Origin of the sequence: Nonlabens sp., from assembly GCF_965660805.1 — a bacterium.
Lineage (GTDB): Bacteria > Bacteroidota > Bacteroidia > Flavobacteriales > Flavobacteriaceae > Nonlabens.
In genome coordinates this window covers 15,949-36,973 of record NZ_CBFIBE010000003.1, presented here as the reverse complement: position 1 = coordinate 36,973, position 21,025 = coordinate 15,949, and the positions used below count along the sequence as shown (strand labels likewise).

Annotated in this window: 18 protein-coding genes; 7 read left to right on the top strand and 11 right to left on the bottom strand. The window is 35.3% G+C overall.

Annotated features, from left to right (window positions below; genetic code table 11):
• Positions 1-64: 64 nt before the first annotated feature.
• Together ACTF48_RS01565 and ACTF48_RS01560 are read right to left on the bottom strand one after the other, a co-directional pair.
• Entirely contained in the window at positions 65-268 is a 204-nt protein-coding gene (locus ACTF48_RS01565) for a helix-turn-helix transcriptional regulator (RefSeq protein WP_438961380.1), read from the bottom strand.
• A complete protein-coding gene (locus ACTF48_RS01560; RefSeq protein WP_438961379.1) occupies positions 268-720 on the bottom strand; it encodes a hypothetical protein in 453 nt (150 codons plus the stop codon). The genes ACTF48_RS01565 and ACTF48_RS01560 overlap by 1 nt, the downstream gene beginning before the upstream one ends.
• 458 nt (positions 721-1,178) lie before the next feature.
• Between ACTF48_RS01560 and uvrA (ACTF48_RS01555) the strand changes: the two genes are divergently transcribed.
• From uvrA (ACTF48_RS01555) to ACTF48_RS01545, 3 genes are all read left to right on the top strand, one after another.
• Positions 1,179-4,010, top strand: coding sequence for an excinuclease ABC subunit UvrA (uvrA, locus tag ACTF48_RS01555; RefSeq protein WP_438961378.1), 2,832 nt, complete (start codon positions 1,179-1,181; stop codon positions 4,008-4,010).
• 333 nt (positions 4,011-4,343) lie between these two features.
• The gene (locus ACTF48_RS01550; protein ID WP_438961377.1) at positions 4,344-5,033 is read left to right on the top strand and encodes a TIGR00730 family Rossman fold protein; all 690 of its coding nucleotides are present in this window, start codon (positions 4,344-4,346) and stop codon (positions 5,031-5,033) included.
• Positions 5,034-5,154: 121 nt separating this feature from the next.
• A complete protein-coding gene (locus tag ACTF48_RS01545; RefSeq protein WP_438961376.1) occupies positions 5,155-7,929 on the top strand; it encodes an aminopeptidase in 2,775 nt (924 codons plus the stop codon).
• A gap of 200 nt (positions 7,930-8,129) precedes the next feature.
• Here the strand turns inward: ACTF48_RS01545 and ACTF48_RS01540 are convergent, their stop codons facing one another.
• A complete protein-coding gene (locus ACTF48_RS01540) occupies positions 8,130-8,276 on the bottom strand; it encodes a hypothetical protein (protein WP_170062963.1) in 147 nt (48 codons plus the stop codon).
• Positions 8,277-8,336: 60 nt separating this feature from the next.
• Positions 8,337-8,927: an RNA polymerase sigma factor gene (locus ACTF48_RS01535; RefSeq protein ID WP_438961375.1), complete on the bottom strand. Its 591-nt coding sequence runs from the start codon at positions 8,925-8,927 to the stop codon at positions 8,337-8,339.
• Between the two features lie 206 nt (positions 8,928-9,133).
• Between ACTF48_RS01535 and uvrA (ACTF48_RS01530) the strand changes: the two genes are divergently transcribed.
• Complete coding sequence (gene uvrA, locus ACTF48_RS01530) at positions 9,134-11,935, top strand: excinuclease ABC subunit UvrA (protein WP_438961374.1); 2,802 nt, start codon at positions 9,134-9,136, stop codon at positions 11,933-11,935.
• 26 nt (positions 11,936-11,961) lie between these two features.
• Here uvrA (ACTF48_RS01530) and ACTF48_RS01525 read toward each other — a convergent pair whose 3' ends face one another.
• From ACTF48_RS01525 to ACTF48_RS01510, 4 genes are all read right to left on the bottom strand, one after another.
• Positions 11,962-12,600 (bottom strand): DUF4252 domain-containing protein, encoded by a 639-nt coding sequence (locus ACTF48_RS01525; RefSeq protein WP_438961373.1) that lies wholly within the window; start codon positions 12,598-12,600, stop codon positions 11,962-11,964.
• Between the two features lie 68 nt (positions 12,601-12,668).
• Positions 12,669-13,187, bottom strand: coding sequence for a DUF4252 domain-containing protein (locus ACTF48_RS01520; RefSeq protein WP_438961372.1), 519 nt, complete (start codon positions 13,185-13,187; stop codon positions 12,669-12,671).
• 27 nt (positions 13,188-13,214) lie between these two features.
• Positions 13,215-13,727, bottom strand: a complete 513-nt coding sequence (locus tag ACTF48_RS01515) for a hypothetical protein (protein WP_438961371.1) — start codon at positions 13,725-13,727, stop codon at positions 13,215-13,217.
• The gene (locus ACTF48_RS01510; protein WP_438961370.1) at positions 13,724-14,233 is read right to left on the bottom strand and encodes an RNA polymerase sigma factor; all 510 of its coding nucleotides are present in this window, start codon (positions 14,231-14,233) and stop codon (positions 13,724-13,726) included. The genes ACTF48_RS01515 and ACTF48_RS01510 overlap by 4 nt, the downstream gene beginning before the upstream one ends.
• Before the next feature lie 215 nt (positions 14,234-14,448).
• Between ACTF48_RS01510 and ACTF48_RS01505 the strand changes: the two genes are divergently transcribed.
• Entirely contained in the window at positions 14,449-15,003 is a 555-nt protein-coding gene (locus ACTF48_RS01505) for a hypothetical protein (protein WP_438961369.1), read from the top strand.
• 57 nt (positions 15,004-15,060) lie between these two features.
• Positions 15,061-16,491, top strand: a complete 1,431-nt coding sequence (locus tag ACTF48_RS01500) for a S41 family peptidase (protein ID WP_438961368.1) — start codon at positions 15,061-15,063, stop codon at positions 16,489-16,491.
• A gap of 252 nt (positions 16,492-16,743) precedes the next feature.
• Here ACTF48_RS01500 and ACTF48_RS01495 read toward each other — a convergent pair whose 3' ends face one another.
• From ACTF48_RS01495 to ACTF48_RS01485, 3 genes are read right to left on the bottom strand one after another with little or no spacing between them, the layout of a single operon-like run.
• On the bottom strand, positions 16,744-17,604 hold the full coding sequence (locus ACTF48_RS01495) for a universal stress protein (protein ID WP_438961367.1): 861 nt from the start codon (positions 17,602-17,604) through the stop codon (positions 16,744-16,746).
• A 4-nt stretch (positions 17,605-17,608) separates the two neighbouring features.
• Positions 17,609-19,219 carry a BCCT family transporter gene (locus ACTF48_RS01490; RefSeq protein WP_438961366.1) on the bottom strand — a complete coding sequence of 537 codons (1,611 nt, stop codon included), beginning with the start codon at positions 19,217-19,219 and terminating at the stop codon, positions 17,609-17,611.
• Positions 19,220-19,247: 28 nt separating this feature from the next.
• Positions 19,248-20,387 (bottom strand): hypothetical protein, encoded by a 1,140-nt coding sequence (locus tag ACTF48_RS01485; RefSeq protein ID WP_438961365.1) that lies wholly within the window; start codon positions 20,385-20,387, stop codon positions 19,248-19,250.
• Between the two features lie 175 nt (positions 20,388-20,562).
• Here ACTF48_RS01485 and ACTF48_RS01480 point away from each other — a divergent pair, with 175 nt between their 5' ends.
• The gene (locus tag ACTF48_RS01480; protein ID WP_438961364.1) at positions 20,563-20,994 is read left to right on the top strand and encodes a TlpA family protein disulfide reductase; all 432 of its coding nucleotides are present in this window, start codon (positions 20,563-20,565) and stop codon (positions 20,992-20,994) included.
• Positions 20,995-21,025: the final 31 nt, after the last annotated feature.

The window sequence follows — 21,025 nt, the reverse complement described above, 5'->3', positions numbered from 1 at the left end:
GTTCTTCTCCTAAAGGCAGACTTAAGTCTATATTTATGAGAAGAACATAATTTTAATAAAATAATCAGTCATCACTTTCATCTAACTCAAAAATCTCTTCTACCGAAACCTTAAAAAGCCTAGCAATTTTAAGTGCTAACACTGTAGAAGGCACATACCTGTTTTTTTCTATAGAATTAATAGTTTGTCTAGAAACACCTATCGCCTGAGATAAATCTGCTTGCGTCATTTTATGAATCGCTCGTTGCACGTGGACAGAGTTTTTCATTATAACTGTCTTTTAAAGATTTGGAAATACATTAGATAATAGAAAAGATAAGATGAAATAATAAAAAAGAAGCTTTGGTCTCTTCCCCATTCTATTACACTTTCATTTAGCAAAACATCTTTAATCAGTATAGCAAACGGCATTAATAAAAAGGTAAAAGTTCCTAATACAAAGGCAAAAGCAAATGCTCTATAGCGTAATTTTTTGATGCGTTCATCTTCGTTTTTATCTTTTACTAATGTGATCATAAACAAACCTATAAGGATCAAATGCATGAAAAAATCTTTATAAAACCCAGGATTTTTAACAGATTGAGTTGCTGTAAATATCATAGCTACAATAGAAATAACACAGATACTTAACCCTATCCACAAAAAAAAGGAAGGTAATAAGGGAAAAACTCCACCTTTTTTTTCAAATTCACAAAATTTCTTAAATACTGTACTCTTCATAATAGTAAAATTTATTTATTATAATGACAAATATACTTTACATTTAGATAAGTTTACTTGTTTTTTGTAAAATTTATTTCTAATCAAACATGCCAAGAAGAATACTTGGCATGTTGGTAATAATTTAGAATTATTTTTAACAAAAACACCCATCTCCTATCTTCCCTCAAGGGAAGACGGTACTATAGGAATTGCATCAACTTCTTTCTGCAGTTCATTATTCAATAAATAATTTTGACAGTTTATTGAATTTAAAATGCTTTGTCCTGTATCACAAGATTTTCCGAAGGAAAAGCGCGTCTGATTAATTCCTGACTCTTGCGTCTACAACCAGCAGACTCACAAACTCAAAGACTCACAACTCAAAGACTCACCAACTAAAAGACCCCAAAATTTTAAGCTCACTTTAATTCTAAATTCCGCACGCATGAATTAACTTCGCCAGATTGCAAAAAACTATGTCGAGACCCGAAGAATTTATAGAAGTAAAAGGCGCTAGAGTTCATAACCTTAAGAATATTGACATCGATATTCCTCGTGAGAAACTGGTGGTAATTACTGGACTTTCTGGATCAGGAAAATCCTCACTTGCCTTTGACACCATCTATGCCGAAGGTCAGCGCCGTTACATAGAAACCTTTAGTGCCTACGCAAGACAATTTCTCGGTGGACTAGAACGACCAGATGTAGATAAGATTGATGGACTTTCACCAGTGATCGCTATTGAGCAAAAGACTACTAGTAAAAGTCCGCGTAGTACGGTTGGGACGATTACTGAGATTTATGATTTCTTAAGACTTCTTTTTGCACGTGCCAGTGATGCTTATTCATATAACACAGGCAAGAAAATGGTAAGTTATAGTGATGAGCAAATCCGTGATCTCATCATAGAAGAGTATAAAGGCGACCGTATTAATATTCTAGCTCCAGTTATTAATTCTAGAAAAGGTCATTATAGAGAGTTATTTGAGTCTATTGCAAAGCAAGGTTTTGTAAAAGTGCGTGTGGATGGTGTCATTCTGGACATTCAGAAAGGAATGAAACTAGATCGTTATAAAACACACGATATAGAAATAGTCATAGATCGTATTATTCCCGGTGATAGTGAAGAAGATATTAAAAGACTCGATGCTTCCATAAATACAGCCATGTATCATGGCAATGATATTCTCATGCTAGTAAAGGCTGGTGATAAAGAAGGACGTTACTTCTCGCGCACCTTAATGTGTCCAGAGACCGGTATTTCTTATCCAGAACCTGAGCCTAATAATTTTTCATTCAACTCACCTAAAGGTGCTTGCCCTAAGTGCAACGGAATCGGGAAAATGTATCAGGTAAATCCTGATAAAATAATTCCTAATCGCAGTCTTTCTATTTCTAAAGGTGGACTTGCTCCCTACCCAACCATGAAAAAGGATTGGATTTTCAAGCAACTGGAATTAATTGCCGCAAAATTCAATTTCAAGCTTACAGATTCCATAGAAAAAATCCCTAATGAGGCTATAGAAATGATTCTCTATGGTGGTAATGAAGCACTAGAGGTGGATTCTAAAAACCTAGGTGTAAAACGCAAGTATAAAATTGATTTTGAAGGAATTGCAAACTTTATAGATCAGACTTTTCATAATAATGACAGTACGAGCCTGCAACGCTGGGCAAAGGAATTCATGGACCACATCAACTGCCCATCTTGTGAAGGCGCTCGACTGCGCAAAGAATCGCTCTACTTTAAGGTAAACGAGATGAACATTGCGCAACTGGCTCATATGGACATCGCAGAGCTGGTAGCATGGTTTGATGGTTTAGGGAACACGCTTTCGCGAAAGCAAGAACAAATAGCCACAGAACTCTTAAAAGAAATACGAGTGCGATTACAGTTTTTGCTCGATGTAGGGCTGGATTATCTATCGCTGAATCGTAGTGCAAAATCACTTTCTGGTGGAGAAGCACAGCGCATAAGACTAGCCACACAAATAGGTTCACAACTGGTAGGTGTTTTATATATTCTCGATGAGCCTAGTATAGGACTGCACCAACGCGATAATGAGAAGTTAATTAACTCTTTAGAATCTCTACGTGATACTGGAAATAGTGTCATAGTCGTAGAGCATGATAAAGATATGATCGAGCGAGCAGATCATGTAATAGACATAGGTCCACGAGCAGGAAAATATGGTGGTTCTATTATATCTCAAGGAACACCACAAGAGATATTAACACATGACACGCTCACGGCGCAGTATATGAGCGGTACCATGGAAATAGAAGTTCCTAAAAAACGCCGCAAAGGAAATGGTAAAAAAATATCTTTAAAAGGTTGTACTGGTAATAACTTAAAAAACGTTTCTATAGATCTTCCTTTAGGTCAAATGATTGTGGTATCCGGAGTTTCTGGTAGTGGAAAATCTACTATGATTAATGAGACGCTCTATCCTATAATGAACGCTCATTTCTTTAATGGCGTTAAAAAACCGATGCCTTATAAAAGCATCAAAGGATTAGATCACTGCGATAAAGTTATCGATATCAATCAAAGTCCTATAGGGAGAACACCACGATCTAATCCTGCGACTTATACCAAGACTTTTGACGAAATAAGATCGCTTTTTGCCAAAACACCTGAAGCGTTAATACGTGGTTATAAACCAGGACGTTTTAGTTTTAATGTCACTGGTGGTCGTTGTGAAACTTGCAAAGGTGGTGGTTTAAGAGTTATAGAAATGAATTTCTTACCAGACGTTTATGTCACTTGTGAGACCTGCCAGGGAAAACGTTTTAACCGTGAAACGCTAGAAATACGTTACAAAGGAAAGTCTATAAGTGATGTTTTGAATATGACTATTAATGAGGCGACAGATTTCTTTGAACCTATACCTAAAATTTACCGTAAGTTAAAAACTATAAAAGATGTAGGTTTAGGCTACATTACACTAGGACAGCAATCCACGACTCTATCTGGTGGAGAAGCACAGCGCATTAAACTAGCCAGTGAGTTATCTAAACGTGACACTGGTAACACTTTTTATATTCTAGATGAACCTACAACAGGATTGCACTTTGAAGATATTAGAGTATTATTGCTAGTTCTTAATAAGCTGGTAGATAAAGGAAATACGGTAGTTATTATAGAACACAATATGGACGTGATTAAAATCGCAGATCATATTATAGACGTAGGGCCAGAAGGTGGACGCGGCGGCGGCGAGATTCTAGCTACTGGAACACCAGAAAAGGTTGCTAAACATAAAACGAGTCACACAGCTAGGTTTTTAAGAAAGGAATTGAAATAGTGGTTTAATCAGTCGTTTGCGGTTAAGGTCGGTAATCTGTTATCAGTTGTTAGTTGTCTGTTGTCAGTAAGTCGGCTATTAGTATATCAGTGAATTGTGAATTTCAAAACTCCATTAGTAACCACAAAGAAAAAAGCCGACTTTAGTCAGCTCAATAAAGAGAATGCCGCAAGGCGATAAATTAAATTCACAGCGGCAAACTTCGGTCTGCTGGTGATAATCATAATTAAAAAGGTGTTATGGAACACAGGATGAAAAAAGTTTAGATTTTCAATACAAACAGATTCCGCATCAAGTGCATAATGACATAGCAATTAAAAAATTAAAACTACAATGAGAAAAGAAGTAAGAGAAAAAGGATGGAATGCCATTAAGACTAACGACAGTTGGGCTACATTTAAAATCCTATCAGAATTTGTAATGGGATTTGAGCGCATGAGTCGCATTGGACCATGTGTATCTATTTTTGGAAGTGCGCGATTAAAGCCAGATCATAAATACTACAAACTAGCCACTGAAATGGCCGAAAAAATCGTAGAAAACGGTTATGGTGTGATCACTGGTGGTGGACCAGGTATTATGGAAGCGGGAAATAAAGGAGCTCACCTAGGTGGTGGAACATCAGTAGGATTAAATATCGCCTTACCATTTGAACAGCATGATAATCCTTATATAGATCATGATAAGAGTCTGGATTTTGACTACTTTTTTGCTCGCAAAGTCATGTTTGTAAAGTATTCACAAGGATTTGTGGTCATGCCTGGTGGTTTTGGAACACTGGATGAGTTATTTGAAGCGATTACCTTAATTCAGACCAATAAAATCGGGAAGTTTCCGATTATCTTATTTGGTAGTGAATTCTGGAGTGGTTTACTCGATTGGGTAAAAGGAACACTTGATACAGAATTTGCAACCATAAGCCCAGAAGATATCAATTTGCTTCACGTGGTAGATTCTACAGATGAGGCTATTAAGATCATTAACGATTTCTATTCTAAATATAGCTTAACTCCTAATTTTTAGAAATTTAAAACTGGTCATAAATTTACTCGGCATATATTTTAAAACCCTTAACCTAACTAAGCAAAACCATAACGATTTGAAGAAACTGGCGTTTATTTTGCTTTTAGTTTTGAGCAGTGTTGTGACCGCACAACATGCTCATCATATAATCGCTCATTTAGAACCAGAATCTGATATTATTCATGTTAAGGATTCTATGATCGTAGTAAACGATAGTGATCATAGTTGGGATAAAATAGTGATGCTGGACTGGGCTCACGCTTTTAGTTCTAAAGACACTCCACTAGCAAACCGCTTTGCAGAGGATTTTAAAAATAAATTCCAGTTTGCACCAGAAGATCATCGAGGTAAAACTGTCTTTAAAAGTGATACTCAAAAACTAGATTTTAGTTTAAAACGAAAATCAAAGCAACAAGACATCATTGAATTAACGCTAGAAAACCCTTTGCAGCCTGGAGATTCTAAAACTATAGTATGGGAATATGACGTTATCATTCCTGAAGATGATTTTACAGGCTATGGTAAAAGCAGTACAGGAAACTATGCTCTAAGGTACTGGTATATAACACCGGCAGTTTATGAAAACGGTGCATGGCAGTACTTCTCTCATAAAGGTATGGATGACTATTACCCAGCACTTGCAGATTATTCTATTTCACTACATGCCCCATCATCTCATAAAGCAGTCACAAATGCTCCTATTATTACAGCCGCATTAACAGATAGTAAAAACAGCTATTTGATAAAAGGGAAACAACTAGGTGGAATTGAACTCTATCTGGAACAAAATTTAGAAGGTTACAGAAACTTTGGCGTTCCACAACTCGATGTTACTACAGATATAGAAGATGTAAACATCCCTCCAGAGATGAAAGCCCTTTTTATAGATCGAATTTCTGGATTTCTAAATGAAAAGCTAGGTCCTTATGCATATCCTAACATGCTTATTACAGAGCGATATTACAAAGAAGATCCAGTATATGGACTAAGCTCTTTACCTAGTTTTATAAATCCGTTTCCCGCAGGTTTTACTTATGAAATCAAAGTCGTAAAAGCCATGACTAGAAAATGGCTAGAAAGCGGTGCGCGCTTACATCCACGAGATGAGAACTGGTTGCAGGATGGGATGATGGTTTATCTCTTGCAACTATATCACGAGCGCTACTATCCAGATTTAAAAATAGCGGGAAAATTAAGTGAGGTATGGGGAATTAAAGGTTTTAAAGTCACGCAATTAGGGTTTAATGACCAGTATGCCTTTCTTTATCTCAATAGCGCTAGACTCAACATAGATCAAAGCATTACCACCAGAGCAGATTCACTAGTTAAATACAACCAGCAACTTGGAACTATAAATAAAGCTGCAATAGGATTAAAATACCTGCAGGACTACACAGGTGGTGACGCTGTAGATAAAACCATAAAAAACCTATACTTACAAAACACTCTTAAGACAGCACACCTATCAGATTTTAAAACACTACTTGAAGAACAAACTTCTAAGAATACAGATTGGTTCTTTAACGATTACATCTCAAAATACACTCGCATGGACTGGAAGATCAAGCGTGTTAAAAAGATAGGAGATTCTGTAAAAGTTTACCTTAAAAATAAGTCTGATCGCGATTTACCAGTGGCAATATACAGCCTTAAAAATGACAGTATCGTTGAGAAATTATGGATAGATCATGTCATTAATGATACGATAATTACGCTTTCGCGAAAGCGTGCTAACCGCATATCTCTCAACTATGAACAACTCATACCAGAGTTCTCCATGCGAGATAATTTTAAAACTCTAAAGCCATTTACATTTAATAGACCTATAGAATTGAGGTTATTTAAGGACATAGAAGATCCTGAAAGAGCTCAGGTTTATGTAATGCCAGATGCCGGTTTTAATGTTTATGACGGTTTTACCATAGGTGCTCGATTCAACAACGGTACACTCTTAACTAAGCCTTTTAGATATAATATTAAGCCCATTTATGGTATGCTTTCTAAAAAACTAATAGGTTCTTTAGGTTTTTCCTATACACATAATCTAGAGAAACACGATGAGAAACTATTTTTAGTGAGATACGGCCTGTCTGCAAATCGATTTTCTTATGCACCTGATTTATTATATAATCGCGCTAGCAGTTGGCTTCATTTAGGATTCAGACCAAAAGACTTGAGAAGTAATAAAAGAGAATTTTTAAGTTTTAGAAATGTAATCGTAAACCGTGATAGAGACCCATTAAATCCCGTAAATGAACCAGATTATAGCGTGTTTGCTATTAATTATAGTCATCAAGATCCTAATTTCAGAAGGTTTTTTAGTTACAACATAGGAACCGAGATTTCTGGTAGATTCGGTAAAGCTACGTTTAAAACGCAATGGCGCAAATTATTTAAGGATAACAGGCAGTTAAATATCAGGTTTTTTACAGGTGCCTTTCTTTATAATGACACTTTTAAAGAAGGTAATTTCTTCTCGTTTGCACTGGACAGACCTACTGATTATCTATTTGACTATGAATATTATGGTCGTTCTGACGAGAGTGGTTTTTTCTCCCAGCAACTTGTTATCGCTGAAGGTGGTTTTAAATCACAGCTAGAAACACCTTATGCAAACCAGTTTATATCTACAGTAAATACCTCATACAGTATTTGGAAATATGTATTTGCTTATGCAGATGTAGGTCTTGTAAAAAATAGAAATACTCGCCTTACCGGAGTTTATGATTCTGGATTGCGATTAAACTTGCTGCAAGATTATTTTGAAATTTATTTACCTATTTACAGTAGTAATGGTTGGGAAATAGGTCAGGGCGATTATGACCAGCGTTTGAGATTTATTATCACCCTAGACTTAAATACACTAACCGGACTGTTCACGCGCAGGTGGTATTAAATAAAAATTGCTTCTGAACTAATATTTTTTAAATGGTAAATTATATAGAGATTGATTAACTTATCTCAAAATATGTCATCATGCAGTGTTTTATTTACTGATTAAAAAGACATTATAGGTAATGCTCTTTTCAAACGCAAAAGAAAAACCCCATTAAAATCATAGATTTTAATGGGGTTTTAAAGCTAAAAACAAAAAATTTAATTGTTAAGTGTCTCAAAAGTCATGTTCTTTATTTTCATGACACTTAATGCTTTTGAAAAGTTGAGCAGGAATTTAACCGTGTCATCTTTAGGTCCTAGTGGAGTCACTCGTTCAGGTATTGATTCATTGTAAAGTTTTGCCATGTTTTATGTTTATTTTCAATAAAAACGTAACATTTCTAACTTTATTATAATATCCAGGCTTTAATTTGTTAATATGATATTATGCTTATCAATAACTTTACGTAAGTTGATCAGAGCATAACGCATTCTACCTAAGGCAGTGTTGATACTCACATCTGTACATTCTGCAATTTCTTTAAAAGACATGTCCTTATACATGCGCATGATGAGTACTTCTTTTTGATCCTCTGGAAGTTCTTGAATAATACGTTTGATATCATCACGCACTTGGTCAGAAATCATTTGGTTCTCTGTACTTTCCTGTCCGCTACTGATCACATCAAAAATATCAAAGTCGCTATTGCTAGAAGTGAACTTAGGCATACGTTTATTTCTACGGAAGTGGTCGATGACTAAGTTATGAGCGATACGCATCACCCAAGGAAGAAATTTACCTTCTTCATTATACTTACCACGCTTTAAGGTACGTATTACCTTAATGAAAGTGTCTTGAAAGATATCTTCAGTAATATCTCTATCCAGTACTTTTGAATAGATAAAACTATAAATTCTTTGTTTGTGACGTGTGATAAGTACTTCGAGGCTGCTTTCTTTTCCCTGCAGGTACTGGCTTACCAGAACCGCATCTGTGGTAGTATTTTCTAACTTCATAACTATAATTAACTTAAAGACCTTCTATAAGGTTTCAGGTCTTGATTTAAAGTAATAGTATAGCTATACGCAGATTTTTTTAAAAATTAACTTGGGATAAATATAACAACATTTATTCCACACCAAAAAATTGTAGCACAATATTTAACATTTTATATGTCTTACAGTGTTTTTTATAGACTGTTCAGCAGTTTATCTTTGTCGTTATGGCGCACGATACCCTATTTGCAAACATTGATACTTTAAGTCCCAAAGAGAACATACTCATTAAAGGAGCTGGACTTCATAACTTAAAAGACCTTAATGCTGTTATACCTCGCAACAGGCTGGTGGTTATAACAGGTTTATCAGGTAGCGGTAAATCTTCCCTAGCCTTTGATACGCTCTATGCCGAAGGGCAACGTCGCTATGTAGAAAGCCTTTCTTCTTATGCCAGACAGTTTTTAGGAAGATTAAATAAACCCAAAGTTGAATACATAAAAGGAATAGCGCCAGCCATAGCCATTGAGCAAAAGGTGAATTCTACAAATCCACGTAGTACAGTAGGAACTACCACTGAGATTTATGATTATTTAAAACTGTTTTTTGCACGTGTAGGTCGCACCTACTCTCCTATTTCTGGAAACGAAGTGAAAAAAGATACAGTTACAGATGTGGTAAATTATGTAAAAGCTCAAGAAGATGGTACTAAACTGCTATTACTTACAAGGCTCATCGTTAAAGGAAAACGTGAAATTCAAGACCAGCTAGACGTATTACTGCAGCAAGGTTACACACGTATTAAGATTAACGATTCTGTAGAACGTATAGAAGGACTGGATTACTCCTTTAAAAAATCTGATCAAGTATCCATCGTTATAGACAGGATCATTAAACGAGATAATGAGGATTTCTACAATCGCCTTGCCGATGCTATAGACACTGCCTTTTTTGAAGGGAAAGGAATTTGCTCTATTGAACACATGGATGGCAGCAGTACTCGAGAATTCAGCAATAAGTTTGAACTGGATGGGATGGAGTTTTTAGAACCTAATCCTCATTTGTTTAGTTTTAATAATCCTTATGGCGCCTGTCCTAGTTGTGAAGGTTATGGAGACGTCATAGGAATTGATGAAGAATTAGTGATTCCTAACACGGCTTTGTCTATTTATGAAAGTGCCATTTTTCCATGGCGTGGTGATAATATGAGCTGGTATAAAGATCAACTTATAAAAAATGCTAGCAAATTTGACTTTCCTATACATAGACCATGGTTTGAATTAACTGATGAACAGAAGGATCTCGTCTGGACTGGAAATAAACACTTTGAAGGTATCAATGATTTTTTTGCTGAACTTGAAGCTAAGGCTTACAAGATTCAAAATCGGGTAATGCTTTCCCGTTATCGAGGAAAAACTAAATGTAGCGCATGTCTAGGCAAGCGATTAAGAAAAGAGGCTGGTTATGTAAAAGTAGCTGGAGTTTCTATTTCAGATCTAGTGAACCAGCCCATAAAAGATTTAAAAGCTTTTTTTGACAGCATAGAGCTATCTCAAAATGAGATCGATATCGCAAAAAGATTACTTGCAGAAATTCAAAGTAGATTGAACTTTCTATCAGACGTAGGGTTAAATTATTTAACACTAAACAGGAAATCAAACTCACTTTCTGGTGGAGAATCGCAGCGCATTAACCTCGCTACATCACTGGGCAGCAGTCTGGTAGGTAGCATGTATATACTCGATGAGCCCAGTATAGGACTGCATCCACGTGACACTGCACGATTAATAAAAGTACTTAAAAACTTGCGTGATTTAGGAAACACCGTCATAGTGGTGGAACACGATGAAGAGATCATGCAAGCCGCAGACATGATCATAGATATAGGACCTGAGGCTGGCACACACGGTGGTGAAGTTGTTGCCGCAGGAACATTAAAAGAGATCTTAAAATCATCCAGTCTCACAGCTCGTTATTTAAGTGGTAGTTTAGAGATACCGCTTCCGCGAAAGCGTAGAACATACAAGCATTACGTAGATATTATAGGAGCAAGACAAAACAATCTTAAAAACATAGATGTGCGTTTTCCACTAGGTGTATTAACTATGGTGACAGGTGTTTCTGGTAGCGGAAAAAGTACGCTCGTAAAGCAAATTCTCTATCCAGCAATTCTTAAAAAACTAGGTGGTTATGGTAAAAAAGCTGGGCAATTCACAGATATAGAAGGAAAGTTTGAAAATATTAAAACCGTAGAGTTTGTAGATCAAAACCCGATAGGACGTAGCTCACGTTCTAATCCAGTGACTTATATAAAAGCTTATGACGACATAAGAAACTTATATGCTACTCAAAAAGTAGCCAAAATAAGAAACTACAAGCCTAAACACTTCTCCTTTAACGTAGAAGGTGGACGCTGTGAAACCTGTAAAGGAGATGGAGAGGTAACCATAGAAATGCAATTCATGGCAGATGTTACTCTTACTTGCGAGACTTGTAATGGAAAACGCTTCAAAAAAGATGTGCTGGAAATAGAGTTCAATGGTAAAAACATTGATGATTTACTCAACATGACCATTGATGATGCGATTGACTTCTTTAACAAAGCAGAAATTTCCAAAATCACCCGAAAACTACAGCCTTTACAAGATGTAGGACTAGGTTATGTGACCTTAGGTCAGAGTTCTTCTACCCTATCTGGTGGTGAGGCACAACGTATTAAACTAGCTAGTTTTTTAGTAAAAGGCACCACGGCAGATAATACACTATTCATATTTGATGAACCTACCACTGGGCTACATTTCCACGATGTCAATAAATTACTCGATAGTTTTAACGCATTAATAGAAAAAGGCCATTCAGTTATTGTTATTGAACATAACATGGATCTAATAAAATGTGCAGATTATGTCATAGACCTAGGACCTGATGGTGGAATAGATGGTGGCTATCTCACAGCAGCTGGAACACCAGAAGAGGTCATTAAAATAAAAGATAGCATTACAGCTCCTTATATAGCTCAAAAACTATAATGATAATTTATATCAAAAAATATCATCTAATCAAAATCCACATCAGTAGTATCGATACCTTTTGCAGACATAATTTCCTTTACGGTTTTCTCGTCTATTTTCCCATCTTTACCTAAATCTATCCCCATATCTTTAAGAAGGTCCATAGCCATAGATTGATCCATATTAACGTTTTTAATGTCTTCTAGCATTTTCATAATCGCACCTAGATTCATGTCATCTCCTAGTACTCTGGCCACGCCCATTCCCATTTTTGGAGAGGAACCATAGATGATCATTTCATCTATACTATCGTCTGTACCGTCATATAAAAAACGCATTTGTACACCATCAGATTTATGAGTCATTAAAGTTTTAAAATCTCCATTCTTTAAAATGGTGTTTACTTGGGCATTTTCCTTTTCAAAAGCAGCGGTGTTTTGTTGATCTATAGGGTAATACAATACATTTAACTTATCTATAGAGTTATAAGCTTTTTGAGAAGTTGCACTCATATTAGAAACATCCAGTCCTAGAATACCTTTAGGAATAGTTGTGGTAATAAATCCTTCTTTTTCCTGACTGTCTACAAAATATTGTTGCAAACTAGGTTTAGAATTACATGAGGTAAAAAATAAAACCATCATAATTCCTATTGCTGCTAAACGTGCTAAAATCATATTCATAATGTTAAGTTTTTGGGTGTTAAAAAATTTAGATCAAGTGATAAGTAGGCACTCGCCTTTTTTGACTCCTAGTTAGTAGCGTTTTCTATTTGCTTCTGGCCAGGAACATTCATCATTTTAGTAAGCTTAGAGATTTGGTTTAAGTCTATATCTCCAGAAATGATTAAAAACACCGTATCCTTTTCATTACCATCGCCATTAATTAACATCACTAGGTTACTTACTTTTTTATCGTTACTACCTTTGCGCATGTGAAACGAGAACATCTGTCCATCTTCTTTAACATGCATTAATTTCACTAATTTATTAGTAGAAATGTATTTATTTGCAAACGAGTTGAGCCTTGCAGCACTAGTAAGGTTATCTGTTGCATATATACGTAGTTCTTTAAGGTTATCTATAATATCTTTAATTTCATTAAATTCCTTATCATCACTATCTATATCCACATTTGCAATTAGAGCAAACATCTCATCAGTTACCACTGTTTCTGAGGTGTTTTTAAGGTTATCCAGTGCACTGAAGTTTTGTGCCATGGCCATTCCAGTGGTCATTAAAAAGGCTGCTATGTAAATTATCTTTTTCATTTGTTTATTTTAAGAGATTCTAGTTTATTATTTTTCGTTAAGGGTTGTGACTTTTTCAGTTGGTTTTATATTTTGTTTTGTAGTTCTAAATACTTTATCCTTCTTATTGTTAATTTCTTCAAGTGGTCTTAAGTTCTCACGTCCATTATTAAGCTTAGTAGACACTAGCTGTAGTGCTTGCACTGTGGCATAATAAGCTTCTTTAGGATCATCATAAGTATCTACCGCTGGTGCTGCAGTAGTAGTCCCTAAATAGTTAGAACCTACAGCAAGTAATGCAGCAAAACCTGCGGCAATCGCTATTCCTTTGAGAACAGTTACTTTAGAGCGATCTGCTGGTGATTCTTCTGGAGAGAGCTTTGCAAAAGCATCAAAATCTGTATTCATTTCCATAGAATTTTCAGCCTTAAGGGTGATGAAAATACTGCGGTACATCTCATGTTCAGGGGCAACAGATCCATTATTAAAATAGTCTCTGAGCGCTCGTTCTTCTTCCAGACTGGTCTTTCCTTCCCAATATTTATTTAATAATTCATTCATGCCATATCTATTTGATACTGTTCTTCTATTTTTTCTTTAAGCATTTTACGTGCTCTGCTTAATGTTACTCTTACTGCGGTAGCTTTCATATCTAGAATACGTTCTATGGCTTCAAAGTCATAATGTTGTATATCTCGCAGTTCTAGCACCATTTTATATTGTTCTGGTAAACTATGGATCATATTCTGTACCATATTTACACTGGCCTCACGCTCCATCTCTTCTTGTGCGTTGCGATGATCATATTCATAATTACTATGCACTATTCTTAAGTGCCCAGCCTGTTTGCTTTTTAAACGATCCAGAGAAAAATTCTTTACCATTTGCATGGCATAAGCCTCTTTATTCCTCACCTCTTCTAGTGTGTCTCGTTTCTCCCATAACTTTGCCATAACCTCTTGCACAGCATCGGCAGCCTCTTCATGTGAGGTGAGCAATCGTTTTGCTAGGAAATACATCTTTTGCTGTACTTCTTTAAAAACAGTTATGAATTGTTTTTGGTTCATTTAGTGGGTTATACTTCTATGACGAGTTCCTTTTTTTATTGTTACAAGATGTTCTTATTTTTTTTAATATGCTCATTTTTATAGAGTAATTGATAATTTAATACTGCTTTCGCGAAAGCGTGTCCTCAAAATCAAAACTAATAAGAGTAATATCGCTTGATATGAATATGAGAACTGCTGCTTATATTTGAAAGATACTCTAAGAAACAAAATCAATGAAAAACGGGATGATATTATTTTTATTCTTAAGCTGTGGTCTGGCAATGCAGGCACAATATCAGAAGGCTACTATTCTTTTTAAAAATAACAGCGTAAAAGAAGGTTATATAAAAGTAAGAGCTAATGAAGGTGTAAAGTTTAAAGAAACTGAAGAAGATCAACCTGTGGTTTATACTCATAAACATATTGTAGGATATGATGTAGATGGGTTAAAATATCGCTATGTACGATCTAACGGTTATGGTGATCCCTCATTATTTATAGAAATGGAAAAAGGTAAAATAATCCTTTACGGAACCTACTGGCAAGGTGGTAGCACAATGAGTTTTGGTCCTGGAACACAATCTAGACATGTAGATGGAGAGCCTTACTACACTTATCATATGTTAATAAACGGGAATTTTATACGCATAGGAACTAAATTAAAAAAGAGACATAGAAAAATGTTTAAAGACTGCCCAGCGCTGGTGAAACGTTTAGAAAATGGCAGGATAAGTAGTAAAAGCATTCCTCAAGCCATAGAGTTCTATAATGAAAACTGCGGATCTTGATATAATTGTGTTTCTCACTATAAATTCTATTACTTTTATACCAAATAATCAATTCTAATGATGAAGTCCTTTAAAACGATCCTTATTCTAGCGCTAGCTGTTCTTGCAACGACGAGCTGTTCTAAAGATAATGATGATAATTTTGCATCTTCCACCTCTATAAAGAATTTTATTTATCGAGGTATGAACGCTTTTTATCTCTATAAGCCAGACGTAGCAGATTTAGCTGATGATCGTTTCAATACTATAGATGAAATTGAAGAATTCCACAGTAATTATAACACTCCAGAAGAGTTTTTTGAATCACTCGTTTATGACCGACCATTTACAGACCGGTTTAGTGCGATAGTGAGTGACTATATCGCCTTAGAGGAACTTTTTGAAGGAAGAACATTAAATAACGGAATGGAATTCGGTTTAGTAGGTGAAAATGGAAGCGCTACAAATGTTTGGGGTTATGTGCGCTATGTATTACCTAATTCTAGTGCAAGCTCACAAGGTGTAGAACGCGGCATGATTTTTAACCAAATAGATGGAATACAACTCACTAGAGATAATTTTAGTGTTTTACTAGCTCCAGATTCTTATACCATAGGGCTAGCTGATCTTACTGCTGGTGTAGCTACTAATAATGGCATGACCATTACATTAGACAAAGCTACACTTACAGAAAACCCCGTTTTTAGAACTTCAATTATCGATCAAGGATCTCAAAAAATAGGCTATTTAATGTACAATAGTTTTACAGCAAACTTTGACGAAGAATTAAATGATGCCTTTGGAACCTTGCAGGCTGCTGGAGTTACTCATTTAGTGCTGGATTTAAGGTATAATGGTGGTGGCTCTGTAAATAGTTCCATTATTTTAGGAAGTTTGATCTCAGGACAGCCATCCACAGACATTTTTTCTACTGAAGAATGGAATCCAGATGTTCAAGAATTTTTTGTAAACAATCAACCAGATCGTTTAACTAATTTCTTTAAAACAACTACAAACGCTGGAACTCCTTTAAATAGTTTAGGATTATCCAAAGTACACGTGATCACTACTGGCAGCAGCGCCAGTGCTAGCGAACTTGTAATAGCCGCTCTAGAACCTTATGTAAATGTGATCCAAGTAGGTGATGATACCGCAGGGAAATTCCAGGCCAGTATAACCTTATATGACAGTTATGATTTTGGTCGTTCTGGAGCAAATCCCGCACATAGGTATGCCTTACAGCCACTGGTTCTTAAAAGTATTAACAGCGCTGGTTTTACAGATTATTTTAATGGACTGGTTCCAGATATCGCACTACAAGAAGATTTTGAAAACTTAGGAACCTTAGGCGATGTGAATGAGCCATTACTCGCTGCCTGTCTACAAGATATTATGACTAACGGTAGACCTAGCCCTTTAGGGAAATCTAGCTTAAGGTTTGAGGAAGTAAGTGGTAGTATGGAGTTAAGACCATTTAGCAAAGAAATGTATATAGATCCCATAGACTAAAATTAAAAATAGTTGAAATAGAAAATGTTTTATAACTTTTTATTTCAACTATTTATGATGTATTCCTCTTGAGTATGCGAGTAGTTTTTACGGAATATGTAATTATACTTAATACCAAATGGAATTTATAAAGTCTTAATAAAGTATTTCGTCTTTTGTCTTAGTCAGACACGACTAATAAATAATTATGGTTATTAGTTGGACACATTTGTCCCTCAAATAACATTTACCCTATTCAGAAACAACAAATGATTAATCTTTAATAATAAGCAATGGAATTTTTAATTCTCTATAAAATAAATCTTCTGTTACACTACCTATAGTTAGGTTTGAAAATGTGTTAGAACCTTTATCTGCTACTATAAGTAAGTCTGCGTCATTTTTATAAGCCTCCTTCTTTAGTGTACTAGCTATATTAGCTTCTCTTCCCAGTAATTTGAAACGTTGTGTTTTACCAGTATAATCTACTTTTTTCAAGAAATTATCAAACTTCTTATCCATAAAAGCATCCATTTTTGGTTCTATTTTTGAATTGTTCAAGTATGGCGAGAAGTGGAAAGGCAGACTGTAAACATGGACAGCTTCAACTTTAATATCTTTTTTAGTTTCTAAAAAGGAGGAAAATGAAAAACATTTTTTAGAAGCGTTAGAAAAGTCTGTACCTACCCATATTTTTTCCATTTTAATGTCAAAGTTTTCAGGAATCCATAAGAATTGACATCTAATAGTTCTAAGTAATTTAAAGGCTAGTATACCCGATCCACTTTGATTGTTTTTATTTCCTAAAAGTAGAAGATTAATACTATACTTGTTTACAATATAACTAATTAAGGACTCTGTGTATGGATCATCAGAGATTAATACTTCCCACTCTACATCAGCTGTAAAATGTTGTTTTATATTTTCTTGTATTTCATCTGATATTATTTCTTCTAAATCTATATCCTCTATTTCCTTTTCAAGAATTTCAGAAATCTCGTAGCGTTTTATATTATGTACAAAGTACACTTTCTCAACGCCTACCATTCCAGAAAAAAAAGAACTATACTGGATAAGTTGTTTATCAATGGAAGAGAGGTCTAGTCCTACTAAAATATTTTTTATAGGTTTCATATCTTTATTTTTTACTTCTTTTCTTAATAATATTACTTATGGTTTTTTCATAATCCTCTTTCTGTTCAGCCTCTTTTCTTATATCTCGTTTTGCAATCTCATCGCTTAGACCTTTGTAAAGAGAATAACACATAACTATGAGGATTAACGCAAAGGGCAAACCAGTAGCGATAGATGCCGTTTGAAGAGCACCTAAACCACCGCCCAGCAATAACACAGCAGCTACAACACCTTCAGTAACTGCCCAAAATATACGTTGCCCTACTGGTGCCTCAATTTTACCACCAGATGTTAAGCTATCTATTACTAATGATCCAGAATCTGAAGAAGTGACAAAGAAACCTATGATGAGTATAATTGATACAATATTAAGAAAGCCTGAAAATGGGAAGTCTTGTAAAAAAACAAAAAGAGCCGTTGCTACGTCATCATTAACAGCATTCACGATGGTATCATTACCTTGTATAATAGTATCAAGAGCAACACTTCCAAAAGTAGATATCCAGAAGAACGTTATTAAACTAGGAACAACTAGTACTCCTAAAATAAACTCTTTTACCGTTCTTCCTTTAGAAACACGGGCTATAAATGTACCTACAAAAGGAGACCATGCAATCCACCAACCCCAGTAGAATAGTGTATTACCATTTTGCCATGCACCGTCAGTATAGCTTTCATTCCACAAGGCAATTTCTGTAAGGCTACCAAAATAGTTCCCTAAGTTCTCTAAGTAACTTTCAAACACAAAAATTGTAGGTCCTAAAACTAATACTAATAGTAGTAAAAATACTGCGATCCTAACGTTCCATTCACTTAAGAACTTTACACCTTTATCTACTCCCAAAACAACCGATACCGTTGCTACTAAAGTTATACCAGCTATGAGCAATACCTGAGTAGTAACACCGCCATCCATGCCAAATACATGAGAAAGACCAGCTGCTACTTGCTGCACACCCATACCTAAAGAGGTAGCTAGACCAAAAAGAGTCGCCAGTACGGCAAAAATATCAATTATATCTCCTACGACACCATAAATTTTATCTCCAAGAAACGGATAAAAAACACTTCTAATGGTTAAAGGTAATCCACGTGAATATGTAAAAAAGGCCAGAGATAAGCCAACTAAAGCATAGATACCCCATGCATGAAAACCCCAATGTAAAAAAGTGAAATTCATCGCTTCTTTTGCCATTTCGGCATCTGTACCTGTACTTCCCGTTGGAGAAGAACCGAAGTGATTTACAGGCTCTGCAATACTCCAGAACAAAAGACCAATACCCATTCCAGCACTAAAGAGCATAGAAAACCAGGAAACAGTAGTAAACTCAGGCTCTGCATTTTTACCTCCTAAACGGATTTCGCCAAATTTGCTGAAAGCAAGGTAAAGCACAAATATTAAAAACACATTAACACTTAATACAAATAGCCAGCCTCCATATTCCGTAATTTGATGTTGAATATCATCAAAGACCTGTTTTGCAGATTCTCCAAAGAAAAGCGTTAATGCGATGCTTAGGACAATTAAAATAGTTGATGTAAAAAATACTGGACCGTTTATTTCCAGGCCAAAAATTGATTTTTTTTCGTCGCTTCTAGTGACTTTTTGAGACATAAAATTATGTTATTTAATATATTAAAAATTATCTAGACTTAATATCTGTCATGAAATAGTATCCAAAGTTTATATTGAATCTACTTTCCCATCCTAAACTCTTATTACCTGTACCGAACTCGTTAGTAAAATTCCCGCCAAACCAAGAGTGATTGTAACCTAAAGCATAATCCATATAAACATAGAGGTTACCTGCTGTTACCAGCACACCTGTCACATTCATAGCAGAGTTTTTAAAGTCATTTGCTTTTTTATCCATGTAACCAAAGTCGTTATAGAACTGTAAGTTACTTATAGGACCTATTTTTACTGGTAAATCATAAGAAACACCTGCTGTGTACATTTCATAATCTGAAGCCACATCATAAGGGAATCCATATGCTCCCATTTCTATAACATCTCTGCTTTCTCCAGGTGCATTAATAGGATTGTGGCGTGTGCTAATTATAGCTGTTTTTAAGTTCCATCGTTTATAAAAAGCCTCATAATGCAATGATAACGAGTGATGATCACCGACTTCTTTAGTGTCTATATTATAAAGTCCTCCATATTGTGCAGATACTCCAAATCTATTTTTAAAAACCTCACCTGATTTATATACAAACTTTCCATTAAATTGATTAACCTCTTTATTTCTTCCTACAACATCATATGCGTAGCGTTCTGAGTTAACCTCTCTAGAACCACCTAAACTATTAAGTTCAGAGCCTTTAAAAAAGGCAAGTTGGTATTCAAACTTATCGCCCATATTCATGTATTTCAAACCTAAATCGTGATCATCTTCTAAACCTACGTAGTATGTTAGATTAAAGAACCAGTTGTGTGAATTATAGGTTTGGATACCAAATGGCACTTGGGTAAGACCAAAATGAATATCTTCTTTATCATTAATCTTGTAACCTATCCAACCTTGCTTCATAAAACCGCCACCAAAACCTTCGGCATAGTGTCTATACTCTGCATTTAAGTATACACCTTTGTATTTAGCCTCAAAGTTCATTCTTATAAAATCATAGACTAAATCTCCTCCTATTTGTTTCTGATCATCATCCCAAGAGCTAACAAGGTAGTTGTAACGCAACGCACCTCCTATATTAACTTCAGGTTTCTCCTGACTGAAAGTAAGGAAAGGTAATAGTGCTACTATAAGTAGTAATTTTTTGTTCATTTGAATGTTTTTGGGTTTATTTTTTTTTTAAGGTGGGCGAAACTAAGGAACTAATAAAGTTCCACCCAAATGATTCCGTATAAATTTAAAAATCCCTTTATAGATAGCATCTCGTCTAACTTTTTAACAGATCATAGATAAAATAAAGATTTGAATACATTATTTTTACTTTTATATGACAGACACAATTAATACTATAACAGTTAAAGATCTAAACGGTAGATTAGTAGATCTCTTGAAATTATTTCCTAAAAAGATACAACTACTTATCATTTATAATAATGATTGTTTAGGCTGCACTGGTCGAGCTTTACCTCTTGCTTATGAGTTCCAGCAGCAGTTTCCTAGCATACAAGTTGCAGGCATTCACACTAACTTTACAAATCGCGAAGGAACTCCAGAGAATATAAAAAGTGTGTTTACCAGTGGTGAGCTGCCTTTTCCTATATTTATAGATGAACATCATACCGTTTATGACCAGTTTAAGGCTGAGGGAACACCACAATGGCTACTTATAACTGAAGAAGGTGTTCTTTTCCGCTCTATTTTCGGATCACAGAATAATGCAAAAAACCGGTTGTATTATGCACTAGAAAGTATAACCTAAGAAAAGATAAAAGAGTAACAGTCTCACTAAT